This is a genomic window from Algoriphagus sp. (genome assembly GCF_024642405.1).
Lineage (GTDB): Bacteria > Bacteroidota > Bacteroidia > Cytophagales > Cyclobacteriaceae > Algoriphagus.
In genome coordinates, this window is sequence record NZ_JAHEBC010000060.1 from 1 (window position 1) to 18,030 (window position 18,030).

An 18,030-nucleotide genomic window follows, 5' to 3' on the forward strand; every position below is an offset into this window, starting at 1 on the left:
CCTCACCTTGGTTTTTAATCTTTTGGAGGGAATCATCTTCTATTTTATTATCAATAAATAATTGGATTTCCTGATTTAATGCTTCTTCTGCTTCTTCGGAAGAAACTCCTGATTCCATTTTACCTGAAAAAACCAAAAGACCTGGATCTACTGATCCTAGAACATATGCACCAATTGAGGCAAATAATTTCCCCTTCTTAACCAGTTTTTGCTCTAAAATAGAAGATTTACCAAATCCCAATAAATCAGAAGTAAGGTCTGCCTCAAAATAGCCCGATTCATTTTTCCCCGGCATTTTATAAGCTTTATAAAGTGCATCTGTAGGTACTTTCGCCATTACATTTTTTACTCTCTTTTCTTTTTGATCGGGTTCTTGAATTATTTCTGTACGGTTTTTCTTTCCAGTTTTTATCGAAGCAAACCATTTATCAGCCAAGGCTTCGATTTGAAGTAAAGTTACATCCCCACCAACAACTAAAATTGCATTATCAGGGCTATAATGGGATTGATAAAAATCCCATACATCGTCTTTATGGTAGCCTTGTATATCTTTTAAATCCTGACCAATCGTAGGCCATCGATAAGGATGCTCTAGATAGGCTAAATCTCTCAGATGATGCCAAATATCTCCATAAGGTTGATTTAAATACCGTTGTTTAAATTCTTCCATGACCACTTTTCTTTGAGTCTCAATGGTTTTTTCACTCAAAGAAAGTTGTAACATCCTATCTGACTCTAACCAAAAAGCAGTTTCAATGTTACTAGCAGGGAGAGAAATATAATAATTAGTAATGTCAGGGCTGGTGAATGCATTACAAGATCCCCCCACACGTTCTAATTCCCTGTCAAATACAGGGACGTTTTTTGAACTTCCGAACATCAGATGTTCGAAGAAATGTGCTAATCCGGTTTTTCCTGGACGTTCATTTCGAGAGCCTACCTTATAGAGTAAATTAAACACAGCCATTTTGCTGCTGTGATCCTCGTGGACGATGACCTCTAGCCCATTATTTAAATAAAATTGATGATAAGGTAGCATGTTGAATAGGAGACAAAACTAAGCTTTTCCTGAATTTGGGGTAAACTGAAACTCTTATACTCCGTAGGTATTGAAAAATAATAGTAGAATTATCCTTTGAAATTACCGTTGAATAAAGCTTTTCAATTTTTTTACAAAAAAAGCCGAACTTTGGTTTAAGTCACTAAGTTAGCTACCCGAAATATACTTCACCCTATCCAACCATGAAAAAACATTGCGTAGATCTAGATAAAACAGGACAATTTTCTAAATTTTTCATGGATTATATAAAAGGAAAAGAAGACTTAAAGCCTTTTTATTCACACAGCCCTACATTGGATAGTTTTAAAAATGCTATCAAATCAAAAAACTTTCCAATAACCAATCGCAAAGTACTCGTTGAAGCTTTATCCAATCAATATGAGGGATTCGAAATAGGAGCCAAAGTGATATCCAATATCAAAAGCTTGGAATTAGAAAACACTTATACTGTAATCACAGGGCATCAACTCAATTTATTTACCGGGCCACTTTATTTTATTTATAAAATTGTCTCGACCATTAATCTTGCAAAAAAGCTTTCTGAAGAATATCCTGAGTATAATTTCATACCTGTTTATTGGATGGCCTCAGAAGATCATGATTTTGATGAGATTAATTATTTTAAACTTGATGGAAAGAAGTACCAATGGAATTCTGATCAAAGAGGTGCAGTTGGTGATTTTGAATTGGACTCATCTTTTAAGGATTATTTAAAAACAGTGCCTTTTGCTCCTGACTTTTTTAAAGAGGCATATTCATCTTCAAAAACTTTAGCGGAAGCAGTTAGAAAATATGTCAATAATCTTTTTGGAGAGCAGGGCTTAGTGATCATAGATGGTCATGATTCTTTATTAAAAGGTCTGTTTTCTTCGGTAATCAAAAATGATCTTTTCGAACACCAACCATTTCAGAAAGCTGAAAAAGCAACACAAGAACTTGAAGCGATTGGATATAAGGGCCAAATATTTCCCAGAGAAATAAACTTCTTCTATTTAGAAAAAGGTGTCAGGGAAAGAATTGAGCAACATGGTGACGAATATTTTGTATTGAATACTGATTTAAAGTTTTCCAAAGCAGATCTTGAAAGAATAATAGAGACAAATCCAGAGCGTTTTAGCCCCAACGTTGTTTTGCGCCCATTATATCAAGAAATGATCTTGCCGAATCTTGCATATTTGGGTGGACCAGCTGAAGTAGTTTATTGGCTTCAATTGAAGGGGGTATTTGAAAATTTCGATGTTCCATTTCCTATCCTCCTTCCAAGAAATTTTGCCTTATTAATTCCAGAGCATATTCGTAAAAAGGTTAATCAATTAGGTTGGAGCAATGAAGAGATCTTCCACTCATTCGAAAGCTGGAAAAAAGATTTTGTTATAGCAGAGAGTAGTTTGGATATAGAATTAGTCAAGCAAAAGGAAATAGTTTCTGCAATATTTGAAAAAAAGGGAGATGAAGCAGCTCACCTAGAGGCAAGTTTAAAGCAGGCTTTCGAGGCCGGTAAAGTCCGATCCTTAAAGATTTTGGATCAGATGAGTCGAAAATTGAGAAAAGCTGAAGAAAGAAGATTAGAGATTCAAATCAATAGGGCAATGGCTATCCAGGATTTTATCAAGCCGGGTGGCTCCCCCCAGGAAAGAGTGGTGAATATGATGCAGTTTTATTTGTCAGATCCTGAGTTGGTAAATGACTTATTGAATTGTTTTGATCCCCTTGATTTTAGTATGATGGTTTTGGATCTATGAGTTCCGGAAAAGAATTCATTCGAAAGAAATATAAACAAAAGCGAAAAGCACTTTCTGAGGAGGAGGTTTTTAATCTTTCAGAGGCAATCTTACATCAATTCAAGAATTGGTTGAAATTAAAATCTGAGATAAACCATTTTCATATTTTCTTGCCTATAGTTCGACAAAATGAAGTCAATACATTTTTAATTCGGGATTTTTTGTTTGAGCAAAAGAAATCCGTTTATACTTCTTTGCTAAAGCCCGGGCAATTTTCAATGGATACAGTCAAGATTTATCCGAAAACCAAATATCAAATTGATTCTTTAGGAATTCCAACCCCATTAGAATCTGAAGTTATAAGCCCCAATGATCTTCAGTTAGTATTAGTACCGCTATTAGCTTTTGATTTAAAAGGGAATAGAATTGGTTTTGGAAAAGGTTACTATGATAAATTTCTCGCAGAATTAAATCCGGAAGTCCTAAAAATGGGACTAAGTTTTTTTCCGGCAGTCCCTAGTATTTCTTCTGAACTACATGATATACCCTTGGATTATTGTATTACTGGAGAAAATGTTTTTTCTTTTTAGAAAATATTATTTCAAACCTTCCTTTATGAATAAGAACTTCTTTTCGGCGACAATTATTATCGCCACGTTATTTTGTTTTGTACCAGAAGCAAAATCTCAGATTGGGGCATATAACACTACGGTTGGAATAAGAGGAGGGACTAGTGTTGGAGGCTCTGTAAAAAGGTTTGTCACAGATCATGATGCAATAGAATTGATGGTTTATACCCGTTGGAAGGGCTGGGTAGGGAACTTACTTTTCGAGCATCATATGGATATCCGGGAGTTTGAGGGATTGGAATGGTATATTGGAGGAGGTGGGCATTATGGTATTTGGAAAGTTGGAAAGAGTGAGCCGCCATGGGTTTATAAGGCCACAGAAGATTATGCTGCATTTGGAGTAGATGCTATTGTAGGGCTCGATTATAATATTAACAGATCAAACTGGTATATAAGCTTAGATTGGAAACCTTCTTATAATTTCCAGGACTTTACGGGGCTATGGTGGGACGAAACAGCCTTCACTTTAAGATATTCTTTCTAATTTTACGGATTCCCTAGTTTTTTAAACCGCTTTTTAAATTTTTGACAAAAAAATAACCTAAATGATAAATTTTTTACCCCTTAATGATTGGTTTTAGTAAAAATATCATCTTTATCTCTTGTTAAAATCAAATAGTAAGAATAAAATTTTTTATTTGAGAAAAAGACATATTGTTTATTCTGAGAATAGGCTATATATGAGTTGTAAACTCGAAAAAAATTTTTTTTCCAAACAATAATTTTTTTTTACATATCGAAAAAATAAAGAATTACAGAATTTTATTTTGAAAGCGCTTCATTTGGCCCTTAAATCAGTTAATATTTGTTAAAAATGAAAGTGTTTCCAAATTATTACTGTTTTCAGCCTTTAAAACAAATTATCAACCGCTAGTTGATAATTTACCTGTAAAATTGTTTTAAATATAACAAAAAATAGAATATAGTAATTAAATGTTTTTATAATTGTATTATAATAATATATAATATACTTTTAGTAAGTATTTTTTTATATTGAGCACTATTTTGAAATTAGAATCAAATAAATTTTCTTTACACATCAACTAAACTAAATACCTTATGAGAAAAGCTTTACTCTTTGTTGTTGCGCTTTTCACCATGGCCCTCAGTTATGAGGTGTCGGCGCAACAACGGGTGATTACCGGTACGGTAATTTCCGAGGAAGACGGACTTGGTTTGCCGGGTGCAACCATCCTCGTGAAGGGTACAACAGTGGGTACTACCACCGATCTGGATGGTAATTACTCCATTAATGTCCCTGCTGGTTCTGATGTATTGATTTTCTCTTTTGTAGGACTCGTATCCGCAGAAGAGGCAATCGGAAACAGAACCATTATTAATGTGACCCTTATGACTGACGCTGCACAGCTATCCGAAGTGGTAGTAACTGCGATTGGTATCGAAAGGGAGAAAAAGGCCTTGGGTTATGCAGTTACCACAGTAGGTGACGAGCAACTTGAGAATCGTCCTGAACAAGACGTTGCCCGTGTTTTACAAGGTAAAGTTCCAGGTGTGAACATTACTTCAACAAACGGTATGTCTGGCTCTGGTACTAACATGGTAATCAGAGGTTATTCTTCTGCAACTGGTTCTAACCAGCCTTTATTCGTTGTAGATGGTGTTCCTTTCAACACAAGTACTAACAACACTAATGGATTTACTACTGGTGGTGCTACTACTTCTTCTCGTTTCTTGGATATTGATCCAAACAACATCGAGAGTATGTCAGTATTGAAAGGTCTTTCTGCAACTGTACTTTATGGTGACCAAGGAAGAAACGGTGTAATTTTGATTACTACCAAATCAGGTGCTTCTAAAAGGAAAGCTGCTGAGGTAACAATCAACCAATCAGTATTCTCTAATACTGCGGCTTCTCTACCTTCCTATGGTCAAACTTATGGTAATGGTTTCCAGCAAAGTCCAGGAAACTTCTTTTCTAACTTCGGTCCTAGATTAGATATTGGTTTAACTGTTCCTCATCCATACGCAATTTCTTCTGTAGCTTCTGTAAGAGAAGCTTTCCCTCAGTTTTGGGTAGACGGAATCGTAGGTGGCACTCCAGTTCGATATGATTACAAAGCATATGCTGATCCTACTGAAGTATTCTTTAGAACTGGTATGGTAAGTAATACTTCCGTTCAAATTTCTGGTGGATCTGACAGAACTGGTTTTAACGCCAGCTTTGGATATACTGATGACGAAGGATTTACTCCAGGTAACGAATTGAAGAAATATAACTTCGGTTTGGGTGTAAACTCTGCTATAAGTGATAAGTTCTCAATTAACTCGTCATTTACATTTGCAATTACTGATTTAGAATCACCTCCAGTTAACGCTGCTTTTGGTTCGGGTCCATCAGGAGGTATTCCTTCTGTTTTTGCTAACGTATTGTTCACACCTAGATCTGTTGATTTGGGAGGTTTACCATTTGAGAATCCTGTAGATAAGAGTTCTACTTACTATAGAGGTGGTAACGATATTATTAACCCAAATTGGTTGGTTAAGAATTACCAAAATACTTCTGATGTAAAGCGTTTCTTCAATTCTACGTCTCTGAACTATGATGTAAACGATAACTTCTCTATAACCTATAGATTAGGTTTGGATACTTATTCTGAAACTCAAGAGAAAAGATATAATAAAGGCGCAGGTAGTGGAAATGCAAATATTCAAACAGGACTATATTCTACCGCAAACATTGTAAACACAATCTGGAACCAAGATTTGATCTTGAATTGGAAGAAGGAGTTTTCTGAAAAATTTGGTATGAGTGCATTATTGGGTGGTAACTCAAGATATGATACGTTTAATAGAACTGGTATTGAATCTGTAAATCAATTAGCATACGGATTATTCAACCACTCAAACTTTACAAGTGCTTCTTCAGGTGGTCTTAACTATATTCAAGAGGAAAGAAGAATGGGTATTTATGCTAACTTGACCTTTGATTATTCCAATTATTTATACTTGAACGTTTCAGCAAGAAATGACTGGACTTCAACAGTAGAAAAAGAAAATAGAAGAATCCTTTATCCTGGAGCTTCTGTATCTTTCATTCCAAGCACAGCATTTGACTGGAACTCTTCTACTATTAATGATTTGAAATTGAGATTGGGTTATGGTACATCTGCTGGTTTCCCAAGCCCTTACAGTACTAGAAATACGTTGGCTCAAAATCCACAAGCATTCGATAGAGGTGGATTAACTCAAACCCACTCTGTTTCTAATGCATTAGGTAATCCAAATTTGAGACCAGAACTTCAAGAAGAATTAGAATTTGGAGTGGAAGCAGTAATGTTTAACAATAAGTTAAGATTCGATCTTTCTTTGTATGAAAAAAATACAAATGACCTGATTACTCAGGCTCCTATCGATCCTTCTACTGGATTTACTTCTACAGCGATTAACGTAGGAAAAATCAGAACTAGAGGCATTGAATTGCAGGCTAATATTACTCCAATTTCAACTGCTTCAGGATTTACATGGAATTCCACTGTCAACTTTGGTTTGTATCGTTCTGTAACAATGTCTTTAGGCGATGGTCTTGAAGAAATCGTTGTAGCTGGTTTTACCACTTTGGGTAACTTCGCTATTCCAGGTGAGCCATTCAACGTGATCAAGGGTATTGGTTTTGAAAGAGATGAGCAAACAGGTTTACCTATTATCTTGTCAAGTGGTTTACAAAAACAAGATCCAGATTTGAAAATTTTGGGTGATCCTAATCCAAGATGGACTGGTTCATGGATCAACACATTCTCTTTTAAAGGATTTACTTTAAATGCGATGTTGGAATACAGACATAAAGGAGCTATTTTCTCGAATACAGTTACAGGAACTCTAGCAAGAGGTGTAACATTAGATCCAGTGATTGATAGAGAAATGACCTTTATTATGCCAGGTGTGAAAGAAGATGGAACTCCAAACGACATCCAAATATCAGCTTCAGATTATTTCTTTGGTGGCTACCACTTAGGTGCTGATGAAGCAAACGTATTTGATGGTTCTATGATTCGTCTTCGTGAACTTTCTTTAGGATATGAATTACCAACTAGCTTAATGGCAAAGACTCCATTCAAAAGAGCATCTATTGCTGTTAGTGGAAGCAACTTATGGTTCAGAGCATTGAACTTCCCTCCAAACATGAATTACGATGTGGACGTGTTGGGTACTGGAGTTGGTAACGGTCTAGGTTTCGACTTTGTGACTGGTCCTAGCTCAAGAAGATTTGGTGGAACTGTAACTCTTGCATTCTAATCCAAAAACTGAAATTATTATGAAAAAATATATATATAGTTTGTTGTGTGCAGCAACCATGTTATTTGCTTCATCTTGTGATTTAGATCTACTAGATGACCCAAATGCGGTAACTGCTTCAACAGCTTCTCCCGATTTCCTACTTAACAGGATTCAATTAGATTACTCAGGTTTCTACCAAGGAATCAGTAATACTGGTATGTCTTTAACAAGAATTGTGAATCAAGGTAGTGCTTTGTATGAGAACGCATACACCGTGTCTTCTACAAATGGATGGTGGTCAAATAGCTACTCTAATATTCTAGCTGATATTGCCTTCTTAGAAGAATTGGCAGTAGAGGGTAATTTGCAAAAGCACTTAGGAATTGCTAAGACGATCAAGGCAATGGTTTTATTCCACTTGGTGGATGTTTATGGTGATGTCCCATATTCTCAAGCTATTGATCCAGCTAATTTTAACCCTGAAGTTGATCCAGGTGAATCCATCTATAATGCAGCGAATGTTTTGTTAGACGAGGCGAAAACTCACTTTGCTACAACTGGTAATGGTTCTCCAAATGATTATTTCTATAATAGAAATTATACAAAATGGACTAGATTGGTAAATACCTTGAAATTAAGATATTTCCTTAACCTTAGATTAACTAAGCAAGGGGACGCTATGTCTGGTATTGATGCGTTGTTAGCTGAAAATAACATGTTGAAAGCGGGCGATGATTTCGTTTTTAGATTTGGTACTAATACTGCTAACCCAGATTCTAGACATGGAAACTTTGTAGGTTCTTACACCTCTGGTGGTGGAACATACCACTCAACTTATTACATGTGGCATATGACTGAGGCGAAAGGATTCGATGATCCTAGAGCTAGATTCTATTGGTATCGTCAAGTTTTAGTAAACTCTACGAATATTGATGAGATCGAGTGTATTTCGCAAATTGCTCCTCCACATTACTTAGCTGGCGGATATATCTACTGTCTTCCTGGTCAGAGAGGATATTGGGGTCGTGACCACTTGGATCCAGATGGTGTTCCACCAGATGGTTTGAAAAGAACTGTATGGGGAGTCTATCCTGTAGGTGGCAGATTTGATAATGATTCAGCATCTCCAACAAATAATGCAACATTGGGTGCTGCAGGTGCTGGGCTATATCCTATCATGCTAGCCGCTTACGTTGACTTTATGTTGGCGGAAGCTGCCTCTGAAATTGACGGTGATGCTGCTGCTGCAAAAGATTATATGCTTTCTGGAATTCAAAAACATATGAATTTTGTTACTGGATATGCCCTAAGTACACCAGAAGCAGGTGCTATCAATGCTTTCTTCAATGCTAAAGACACCTCACTTGATGAAGATATTCAAAACTATCTTAACTATGTAAGTAGAGATTATGATAATGCATCTGACAAAATGGATGTTATCGGTCGTGAATATTGGTTGTCTCTATATGGTAGCGGTGCTGAGGCATTTAACCTTTATAGAAGAACTGGTAAGCCAAGTAACATGCAACCAGCCCTTGAGCAAAATCCAGGTGCTTTCCCAAGATCGTTCTTGTATCCTAACGTGTATATGGTAACTAATACCAATGCAAGTCAAAAATCAGGACTTGATGTACAAGTATTCTGGGATAATAATCCTGCTGGCAATGGCTGGGTTTACTAACCAAAAAAATTGAGATAATATGAAAATGTTAAAATATAGTTTTGGTTTACTGGCAGGTGCCTTAGTTTTCCTAAGCTCATGTAGAGATTTTGTAGAACCTAATATTCCTTATGCGGAATTTGATACTGCTGCCTATTTGAGAACCATTGACAGAACCAGTACCACTTTCAACTTCTTTAATTTAAGTAGTTCGAAATTTGCCCTTACCCTCGAGGCTGTGGATATTGAGGATGGTGCTACAGTGGAAACTGTAGAAATTAAGGTTCAGCATAGAAGATTGATCCCAGGAGTTGGATTGGAATATACTCCTGCTGCTCCTGTTCTAATCAAAACACTTTCTGCTGCTGATTTTACATCAAACACTGAATCTAGATTCCTAAGAACTTCATTTGAAATTTCAGCTGTAGAAGCAATCTCAGCTGTTGGTTTGACACCAGCAGATATTGAGGGTGGAGATACATTTGAATTCAGCTTAATTCTGAATGATAAGAAGGGTAGATCTTTCAATAGAGAGAATGTTTCTAGTAACGTAGCTGGCGCTACTTTCTATGATTCGCCATTTCAGTATTTTGTAAATGTTATTTGTCCTGTTGATGCTAATTATGCAGTTGGAGAATATAGCTTGAAGCAAACTGCTGGAGGTGAAGATCCATTCTTCGGTAATCCTACTCGTTTTGTTGAAGAAACTGTAACTCTCGCTACATTAGCTAGCAACCCAACAAGAAGAAGTTTCACTGTAAAGTATTTAGGTGGCTTTACTACTAGAACTTTCACTATTGAATTCTCTTGTGGACTTGTTAAGAAACCTTCAGAAAGTGCTGGTGCAGGTTGTGGAGGCAGTATTTTATGGGAATCTGACAACAGTGATCTAGCAACTTATGATATTAATGATGATGGTACAATTGTTGTGAAATTTGTTGATGATGTTGATGATGATTGTGGCGTTAATCAAGCAATGGAAATTACACTTACTAAACTATAATCTTTAAGTAGTAATAATACTAAAAGCAGCATCTTTTGATGCTGCTTTTTTTTTTGATTTCATTTTTTTAAAGAGAGATTAAGAAACTTTTGTTTTGAATGATTAAGCGATAAAGCTTTAATTAACATAATATATACTATTTATATCCCTATTTTATATATTTGCTAAAGCGAATAATCAGTTTTTTTTAATCAATTTATCCTTATAGTTTTGTAGAGATCTCAATAACCCATTATGGATAAATTTTCATTTATTGCAAATGCTCATGTTTCTTATATAGATGAGCTTTATACTTCATTTAGGAGTGACCCTTCCTCAATAGACCCAAGTTGGAAAGAGTTTTTTGAAGGTTTTGATTTTGCTTTAACCAATTATGATGTTGAAAGTGAAGATGTTGTAACTGGATCTAATGGTAAACCTACCCCAAAAAATGGTGCTCTTGCTACGCCAGGAACCATTATGGATATGGAACAATTGCCAAAAGAAATCAAGGTTAGAGCTTTAATTCATGCGCATAGATCTAGGGCTCACTTAAGGTCCAAAACAAATCCTGTTCGGGAGAGGAGAGATAGAAAAGCTCTTATTGATCCGGAATACTTTGGACTCGGATCTGAGGATATGAATACTGAATTCCAGGCTGGAAATGAAATTGGGATCGGTAAAGCTAAGCTTTCTACTATCGTAGATGCTTTAAAGAAAATATATGAAGGTCCAATGGGATTCGAATACTTATATATTCGTGACCCAGAAATGCTGGATTGGTTTAAAACTAAAGTTGAAAGAGAAGCTTTGGCTTTTAATCCTCAAGTGGATGAAAAGAAAAGAATTCTTTTTAAACTGAATCAAGCTGTTGTTTTTGAAAACTTCCTTCATACAAAATACCTAGGTCAAAAAAGGTTTTCCTTAGAAGGGGGTGAAAGTTCTATTCCATTTTTGGATGCTGTTATAAATACTTCAGCCTCTTTGGGAGTTGAGGAAGTGATGATTGGTATGGCTCATAGAGGACGCCTTAATGTACTCGCTAATATCATGGGCAAAACATACGAACAGATTTTTTCTGAGTTCGAAGGTACTGCCAAACCAGATCTTACCATGGGTGATGGGGATGTGAAATATCATATGGGGTATTCCAGTGATATTGTTACTCCAGATGAGAAAAAAGTGCATTTAAAATTAGCTCCAAACCCTTCCCACTTGGAGGCTGTAAATCCTGTAGTAGAAGGATTTATTAGAGCTAAAATTGATACTGAGCATAGCGGAGATAAAACAAAAGCACTTCCAATTCTTATCCATGGGGATGCTGCAGTCGCTGGTCAGGGAATAGTTTATGAAGTGACGCAGATGGCAGATCTGAAAGGTTATAATACCGGTGGTACAATTCACTTTGTTATCAATAATCAAGTTGGGTTTACCACTGATTTTGATGATGCCAGATCTTCCATTTATTGTACTGATGTAGCAAAAATCATTGATGCTCCCGTTATTCATGTGAATGGAGATAATGCTGAAGCTGTTGTTTTTGCGGCAAAGCTTGCAGCAGAATTCAGACAGAAGTTCAGTAGAGATATTTTTGTGGATATGGTTTGCTATAGACGCCATGGACACAATGAATCGGATGAGCCGAAATTCACGCAACCGGAACTATATAATTTGATTTCCAAGCATCCAAATCCGAGAGAAATATATGTTAAGAAATTAACCGAAAGAGGGGATATTGATGCTAAAATTGCTTCTCAAATGGATGAGGAGTTTAGACAACTTTTACAGGACCGATTAAATATGGTCAAAGAGAAGCCTCTTCCTTATCAAGCAACAAAGTTTGAGCAAGAGTGGGGTAATCTAAGAAGGTCAAAACCAGAAGATTTTGATAAATCTCCGGAAACAGGAATTGATGAAGCTACTATTAAAGTGGTGGCTGAAGCATTGACTACTATTCCAAAAGGTTTCAAGCCAATCAAACAGATTGAAGCTCAAATGAAGCAGCGAAAAGATATGTTTTTTAAATCTAAAGAACTAAACTGGGCGGCTGCAGAATTATTGGCTTATGGTTCTCTTTTGACTGAAGGAAAACAAGTTAGGATTACAGGACAGGATTGTCAAAGAGGGACTTTTTCTCATAGGCATGCAGTTCTCCATGATGCTACTAACAACCGACCTTACAACTCATTGTTGGAAATGAAGGAAAGAAAAGGTTTATTCCAGATTTATAACTCTCTACTTTCTGAGTATGCAGTTTTGGGTTTTGAGTATGGCTATGGAATGGCAAATCCAAATTCATTAACGATTTGGGAAGCTCAATTTGGCGATTTCGCAAATGGAGCCCAAACCATGATTGACCAGTTTATTTCTTCTGGTGAGTCTAAATGGCAAAGGATGAATGGTTTGGTCATGTTACTTCCTCACGGTTATGAGGGACAAGGTCCTGAACACTCAAATGCAAGGCCTGAAAGATTCCTTCAGCTTTCCGCTGAGTATAATATGGTAGTAGCGAATATCACTGAGCCTTCAAACTTTTTCCATTTGTTAAGAAGACAACTTGCCTGGGAATTTAGAAAGCCTTGCGTAGTAATGTCTCCTAAATCTTTGTTGAGACACCCAAAGGTAATATCTCCCATTTCTGAATTTACATCTGGATCGTTTAAGGAGGTAATTTTGGATACCACTGTAGATCCCAAAAAAGTAAAAAGAGTAATACTTTGTTCAGGGAAGATCTTCTATGATTTGGATGAAGCGAGAGAAAAAGAAAAGGTTGAAGACGTGGCAATTGTTAGAATTGAGCAGATTCACCCACTTCCGAAGAAGCAAATTATTGATCTTCTGGCAAAATATAAAGGATCCGAAGTTGTCTGGGTTCAAGAAGAACCCGAAAACATGGGCTATTGGAATTATATTTTAAGATTACTTTATAAAGAATTGCCAATGGATGTAATCGCTAGAAAATCATCTGCTTCACCAGCAACCGGCTATAATAAAGTCCATGTGGAAGAACAAAAGGCAATTATTTTAAAGGCCCTCAAAATTAAATAATCCAAAATAATCATATCATTTTGTTCCAACTCTCACTGTAACCAGTAAGGGTTAAAAAGAAAAACTCATGAGCAAAGAAATTATAGTGCCCACAGTAGGCGAATCCATTACCGAGGTTACCGTTGGGCAATGGTTTAAAAATGATGGAGATCATGTTCAAATGGATGAAATCCTTTGTGAATTAGAATCTGATAAAGCAACTTTTGAGTTGCCTGCTGAGGCAACAGGAATATTAAGAATAAAAGCTCAGGCAGGTGAGACTTTAGAAATTGGGGCAGTAATTTGTTCGATTGATGAGGAGCAAGCTTCAGCCTCTAAAGATAGCACTGCACCTTCGCCTAAGTCAGAAGCTAAAAGTACTAGCAATAGCCCATCTCCAACAGGTGAAGTGAAAGAGATGATAGTGCCTACTGTAGGAGAATCTATCACAGAAGTCACCCTTGCAAATTGGCTGAAAAAAGATGGGGATTATGTGAGTTTAGACGAAATAATAGCGGAAGTTGATTCTGATAAAGCAACCTTTGAATTGCCTGCAGAAGCTTCTGGGATTTTAAGGCATATTGCTCAAGAAGGAGACGTTTTAGAAATAGGTGGATTAATCTGTAAAATCGAAGTGACAGAAGGAAAGCCATCTCCTGCCAATGAAACTTCTACTTCTGCTCCAGAAGCTTCCCAAGCTAAAGGAAATACAAATTATGCCACTGGGCATGCTTCACCAGCTGCATCTAAGATTTTGTCAGAAAAAGGAATTTCTCCTGAATCTGTTTCAGGAACTGGTAAAGATGGAAGAATTACTAAAGAGGATGCTCAAGGGGCACAAAAACCTGCTTCAACTCCTCCGAAAGCAGAATCTAAACCAGCCAATGAATCTCCCGCTCCAGTGCTAGGCTCTAGAAATGAAAGACGAGAGAGAATGTCTTCTCTTCGTAAAACTGTAGCCAAAAGATTGGTTTCAGTGAAAAACGAAACAGCTATGTTGACCACATTTAATGAGGTTAATATGAAGCCAATCATGGATATGAGATCTAAATTCAAGGAGCAATTCAAAGAAAAGCATGGAGTTGGTCTTGGATTTATGTCATTCTTTACGAAAGCAGTTTGTGTAGCCCTTCAAGAATGGCCAGCTGTAAATGCTAAAATTGACGGAAACGAAATGGTTTTCAATGACTTTTGTGATATCTCTATTGCTGTTTCCGCACCAAAAGGATTAGTGGTTCCTGTTATTAGAAATGCTGAAGCGATGAGTTTTGATCAGATAGAGAAAGAGATTGTTAAGTTGGCGACTAAAGCCAGAGATAATAAGCTTTCTATTGAAGAAATGACAGGTGGGACATTCACGATTACCAACGGTGGTGTCTTTGGTTCTATGATGTCAACTCCAATTATCAATGCACCTCAATCTGCCATATTAGGAATGCATAACATCGTACAAAGACCGATGGCTGTGAATGGTGAAGTTAAAATTCTTCCTATGATGTATGTTGCCCTTTCCTATGATCACAGAATTATTGATGGTCGTGAATCTGTAAGCTTCTTGGTAAGAGTTAAGGAATTACTTGAAGATCCAACAAGGCTATTGTTTGGAGTATAATTGATTTGAGATTTACGAAATAAGAAATAAGAGAGGCTGAGTAGTGTCAGCCCTCATTTTAAACAGTCTTGGCTCTCGGTTCTAGACTCTAAAATCTAAAAAAATGTACGATGTTATAGTTATCGGTTCTGGTCCAGGTGGTTATGTGGCAGCAATTCGCTGTGCACAACTTGGTATGAAAACCGCCTTAATAGAAAAATATCCAACTCTTGGAGGCACTTGCTTAAATGTGGGATGTATCCCTTCCAAAGCACTTTTGGATTCTTCAGAGCATTTTCATAATGCTGCTCATACTTTTGAAACTCATGGTATCAAACTTTCGAATCTTAAGGTAGATTTGAAACAGATGATCACTCGTAAGAATGATGTAGTGAAGCAAAATACCGATGGAATTCAATACCTGATGAAAAAGAACAAAATTGATGTTCATCAAGGGATTGGGTCTTTCATAGATGCTACTACTATTAAAGTGACCAAAGATGATGGTACTTCTTCTGAAGTGAAAGGTAAAAATATCATCATTGCCACAGGTTCCAAGCCATCGTCTTTGCCATTTATTAAACTGGATAAGGATCGGGTGATTACTTCTACTGAGGCTTTGAATCTGAAAGAAATCCCAAAGCATTTGGTGGTTATAGGTGGCGGTGTTATTGGTCTGGAGCTTGGCTCTGTTTATGGTCGCATGGGGTCGAAAGTTTCTGTAATTGAATACATGGATTCTTTGATCCCGACTATGGATCGTACCATGGGAAAAGAACTTCAAAAGTCATTAAAAAAGATTGGTTTTGAGTTTTTCTTGAAGCATAAAGTGACGTCAGTGGAGAAGAAAGGAAAAGAACTTACCGTCAAAGCTGAAAACCCAAAGGGTGAAACTATAGAAGTGAAAGGCGATTATGTCTTGGTTTCTATTGGTAGAAGACCATATACTGATGGTTTGAATGCTGAAGCTGCAGGAGTGAAACTTACTGATAGAGGACAAATTGAAGTCAATGATCACTTGCAGACGAATGTATCAAACATCTACGCTATAGGAGATGTGGTGAAAGGCGCAATGTTAGCTCATAAAGCGGAAGAAGAAGGTGTTTTCGTTGCAGAGACTTTGGCTGGACAGAAACCACATATCAATTATAACCTGATTCCGGGTGTAGTGTATACTTGGCCAGAGGTTGCTTCGGTAGGGTATACTGAAGAGCAATTAAAAGAGAAAGGGGTGAAATATAAAGCTGGTAAGTTCCCATTTATGGCTTCAGGTAGAGCAAGAGCTTCCATGGATACCGATGGAGTTGTAAAAGTTTTGGCAGATGCTGAAACTGATGAGATCCTTGGCGTACATATGATCGGTCCAAGAACAGCAGATATGATTGCAGAGGCTGTTGTAGCGATGGAATACAGAGCTTCAGCAGAGGATATCGCTAGGATGTCGCATGCACACCCTACTTATACAGAAGCTTTCAAAGAAGCATGTTTAGCCGCTACCGATAATAGGGCGTTGCATGTTTAATTGAGGTTTATAATTTTATAGAAGCCATCTAGGACATTTCTGGATGGCTTTTTCTTTGGTCAAATTTTTGGTTTAATTCGTGTATGAAGTTTAAAATAGCCGTCTTGGGAGCTGGTAATGTCGCATGGCATTTAGCACCAGCATTAGAAAACGCAGGTCATGAGGTGACTGAAGTTTATGCAAGGGACATTTCAAAAGCACAAAAAATAACAGGAAAGCTATATTCTTCAGAGGCAAAAGATGATCTTGATTTTTCAGAATCAGAAGCAGAGATTTTTATTTTGGCGGTAAAAGACTTTGCTATACCGGAAGTTGCAGATGAAATAATTTTACCCGAAGGAAGCATTTTGGTTCATACTTCAGGCAATATGTCATTAGACGTTTTAGGATATAGTTCTGCCAGCTATACCGGGATTTTTTATCCGCTTCAATCTTTTACGATCGGTAGGAAAATAGATTTTGAAGACGTGGCATTTTTACTGGAATGTGAAGATGAGGAATCACTTCAAAAACTCCGGAAACTTGCAAAAAGCCTATCTTCCCTAAACTATGTAGTCAAATCTAAAGACAGAAAAGCAATTCATGTGGCTGCTGTTTTTGCAAGTAATTTTAGCAATCACATGATCAGAATCAGTGAAGAGATTATGCGTCGACAGGGATTGGATTTCGAAATGCTGAAACCATTAATAATTGAGCAGATTTCCAAAACTTTACAAATTGGTGCGAAAAGTGCTCAGACTGGACCCGCTATAAGAGAGGATTATGAAACCCTGGAAGATCATCACAGCTTTTTGAACTACAATGAGTCAATAGCAGAAATTTATAGATTGATCTCCCAGGATATTATTGATGGTTAATGGCTCCAAGTCCCGAATTTACCATTTTGGTAATCTTCATAAGCTTGTTGGATTTCAGCCTGAGTGTTCATCACAAATGGTCCTTGAGCTACCATAGGTTCATTAAATGGAGCTGCATGTCCTAAAATTACTATTGTATCTGATAATGCTTTTACTTGAAGATTGACTTTTCCATCTTCAAACTCTACCAAATTTCTATAAGGTATAGTTTCCCCATTTACATCCAACTCACCTCTTACAATGTAAAAGAATATATTTTCTTCAGCTGGGATAGTCTTCTCAAAGCTTCCTCCCTCTGTCAAATAAATGGTACTCATAGTTATTGGGAATGATCCTTCAAACGCTCCTTTGGTACCATTCCATTCTCCAAATAATTGCTGCACTTTCACTTTGCCTTCATCAAGTGTAAAAGTCGGAATATTTTCCTTTTGAAGGCCAACATACTTAGGATCTGTCATTTTTAATTTGGCAGGAAGATTCAACCAAAGTTGTAAGATTTCTAAATCCCCTCCATTCTTTTTAAAATCAGAGCTGCTTACCTCGGAATGTATTAAACCGCTACCAGCCGTCATGTATTGTACACCTCCAGGCCCTATCACTGATTCATGACCTGATGAATCTAAATGCATGATATCACCTTCAAGAATAAAAGTAACTGTTTCCATCCCACGATGGGGATGGGGTCCAAAAGGTAATCCTCTATTTGGTGAAGGATAAGTCTGGAAACCATGATGGTTTAAAAAAA

12 protein-coding genes are annotated in these 18,030 nt (G+C 36.9%); 10 read left to right on the forward strand and 2 right to left on the reverse strand.

Annotated elements, in window-relative coordinates; all coding sequences use genetic code 11:
• On the reverse strand, positions 1-1,039 hold a 1,039-nt coding region (locus tag Q0L68_RS06870; protein ID WP_296701090.1), incomplete at its 3' end, for a pitrilysin family protein.
• Between the two features lie 203 nt (positions 1,040-1,242).
• On the opposite strand from Q0L68_RS06870, the gene bshC reads away from it, so the two are divergent.
• The 10 genes from bshC to Q0L68_RS06920 all read left to right on the forward strand — a co-directional run bounded on the left by bshC (position 1,243) and on the right by Q0L68_RS06920 (position 17,285).
• Positions 1,243-2,802, forward strand: coding sequence for a bacillithiol biosynthesis cysteine-adding enzyme BshC (gene bshC / locus Q0L68_RS06875; protein ID WP_296701092.1), 1,560 nt, complete (start codon positions 1,243-1,245; stop codon positions 2,800-2,802).
• Positions 2,799-3,371 (forward strand): 5-formyltetrahydrofolate cyclo-ligase, encoded by a 573-nt coding sequence (locus Q0L68_RS06880; RefSeq protein WP_296701094.1) that lies wholly within the window; start codon positions 2,799-2,801, stop codon positions 3,369-3,371. Before bshC ends, Q0L68_RS06880 begins: the two co-directional genes overlap by 4 nt.
• 25 nt (positions 3,372-3,396) lie before the next feature.
• Positions 3,397-3,894: a hypothetical protein gene (locus Q0L68_RS06885; RefSeq protein WP_296701096.1), complete on the forward strand. Its 498-nt coding sequence runs from the start codon at positions 3,397-3,399 to the stop codon at positions 3,892-3,894.
• Positions 3,895-4,469: 575 nt separating this feature from the next.
• Entirely contained in the window at positions 4,470-7,664 is a 3,195-nt protein-coding gene (locus tag Q0L68_RS06890) for a SusC/RagA family TonB-linked outer membrane protein (RefSeq protein ID WP_296701098.1), read from the forward strand.
• A gap of 19 nt (positions 7,665-7,683) precedes the next feature.
• Complete coding sequence (locus tag Q0L68_RS06895) at positions 7,684-9,327, forward strand: SusD/RagB family nutrient-binding outer membrane lipoprotein (protein WP_296701100.1); 1,644 nt, start codon at positions 7,684-7,686, stop codon at positions 9,325-9,327.
• A gap of 19 nt (positions 9,328-9,346) precedes the next feature.
• Entirely contained in the window at positions 9,347-10,309 is a 963-nt protein-coding gene (locus tag Q0L68_RS06900; RefSeq protein WP_296701102.1) for a hypothetical protein, read from the forward strand.
• A gap of 234 nt (positions 10,310-10,543) precedes the next feature.
• Entirely contained in the window at positions 10,544-13,336 is a 2,793-nt protein-coding gene (locus Q0L68_RS06905; RefSeq protein WP_296701105.1) for a 2-oxoglutarate dehydrogenase E1 component, read from the forward strand.
• Positions 13,337-13,403: 67 nt separating this feature from the next.
• Positions 13,404-14,927 (forward strand): 2-oxoglutarate dehydrogenase complex dihydrolipoyllysine-residue succinyltransferase, encoded by a 1,524-nt coding sequence (gene odhB, locus Q0L68_RS06910; protein WP_296701106.1) that lies wholly within the window; start codon positions 13,404-13,406, stop codon positions 14,925-14,927.
• Positions 14,928-15,030: 103 nt separating this feature from the next.
• Positions 15,031-16,428 (forward strand): dihydrolipoyl dehydrogenase, encoded by a 1,398-nt coding sequence (lpdA, locus tag Q0L68_RS06915; RefSeq protein ID WP_296701108.1) that lies wholly within the window; start codon positions 15,031-15,033, stop codon positions 16,426-16,428.
• Positions 16,429-16,511: 83 nt separating this feature from the next.
• Positions 16,512-17,285: a Rossmann-like and DUF2520 domain-containing protein gene (locus Q0L68_RS06920; RefSeq protein WP_296701110.1), complete on the forward strand. Its 774-nt coding sequence runs from the start codon at positions 16,512-16,514 to the stop codon at positions 17,283-17,285.
• Here Q0L68_RS06920 and Q0L68_RS06925 read toward each other — a convergent pair.
• Positions 17,282-18,030: pirin family protein (locus Q0L68_RS06925; protein ID WP_296701112.1), on the reverse strand; the 749-nt coding region annotated here is incomplete at its 5' end. The genes Q0L68_RS06920 and Q0L68_RS06925 overlap by 4 nt on opposite strands.

What these genes read in the sequence shown, in the direction of transcription:
- bshC (WP_296701092.1), top strand. Translation starts at nt 1,243, where the DNA reads ATGAAAAAACATTGCGTAGATCTAGATAAAACAGGACAATTTTCTAAA.
- Q0L68_RS06895 (WP_296701100.1), top strand. Translation starts at nt 7,684, where the DNA reads ATGAAAAAATATATATATAGTTTGTTGTGTGCAGCAACCATGTTATTT.
- Q0L68_RS06880 (WP_296701094.1), top strand. Translation starts at nt 2,799, where the DNA reads ATGAGTTCCGGAAAAGAATTCATTCGAAAGAAATATAAACAAAAGCGA.
- odhB (WP_296701106.1), top strand. Translation starts at nt 13,404, where the DNA reads ATGAGCAAAGAAATTATAGTGCCCACAGTAGGCGAATCCATTACCGAG.
- Q0L68_RS06900 (WP_296701102.1), top strand. Translation starts at nt 9,347, where the DNA reads ATGAAAATGTTAAAATATAGTTTTGGTTTACTGGCAGGTGCCTTAGTT.
- Q0L68_RS06890 (WP_296701098.1), top strand. Translation starts at nt 4,470, where the DNA reads ATGAGAAAAGCTTTACTCTTTGTTGTTGCGCTTTTCACCATGGCCCTC.
- Q0L68_RS06905 (WP_296701105.1), top strand. Translation starts at nt 10,544, where the DNA reads ATGGATAAATTTTCATTTATTGCAAATGCTCATGTTTCTTATATAGAT.
- Q0L68_RS06885 (WP_296701096.1), top strand. Translation starts at nt 3,397, where the DNA reads ATGAATAAGAACTTCTTTTCGGCGACAATTATTATCGCCACGTTATTT.
- lpdA (WP_296701108.1), top strand. Translation starts at nt 15,031, where the DNA reads ATGTACGATGTTATAGTTATCGGTTCTGGTCCAGGTGGTTATGTGGCA.
- Q0L68_RS06920 (WP_296701110.1), top strand. Translation starts at nt 16,512, where the DNA reads ATGAAGTTTAAAATAGCCGTCTTGGGAGCTGGTAATGTCGCATGGCAT.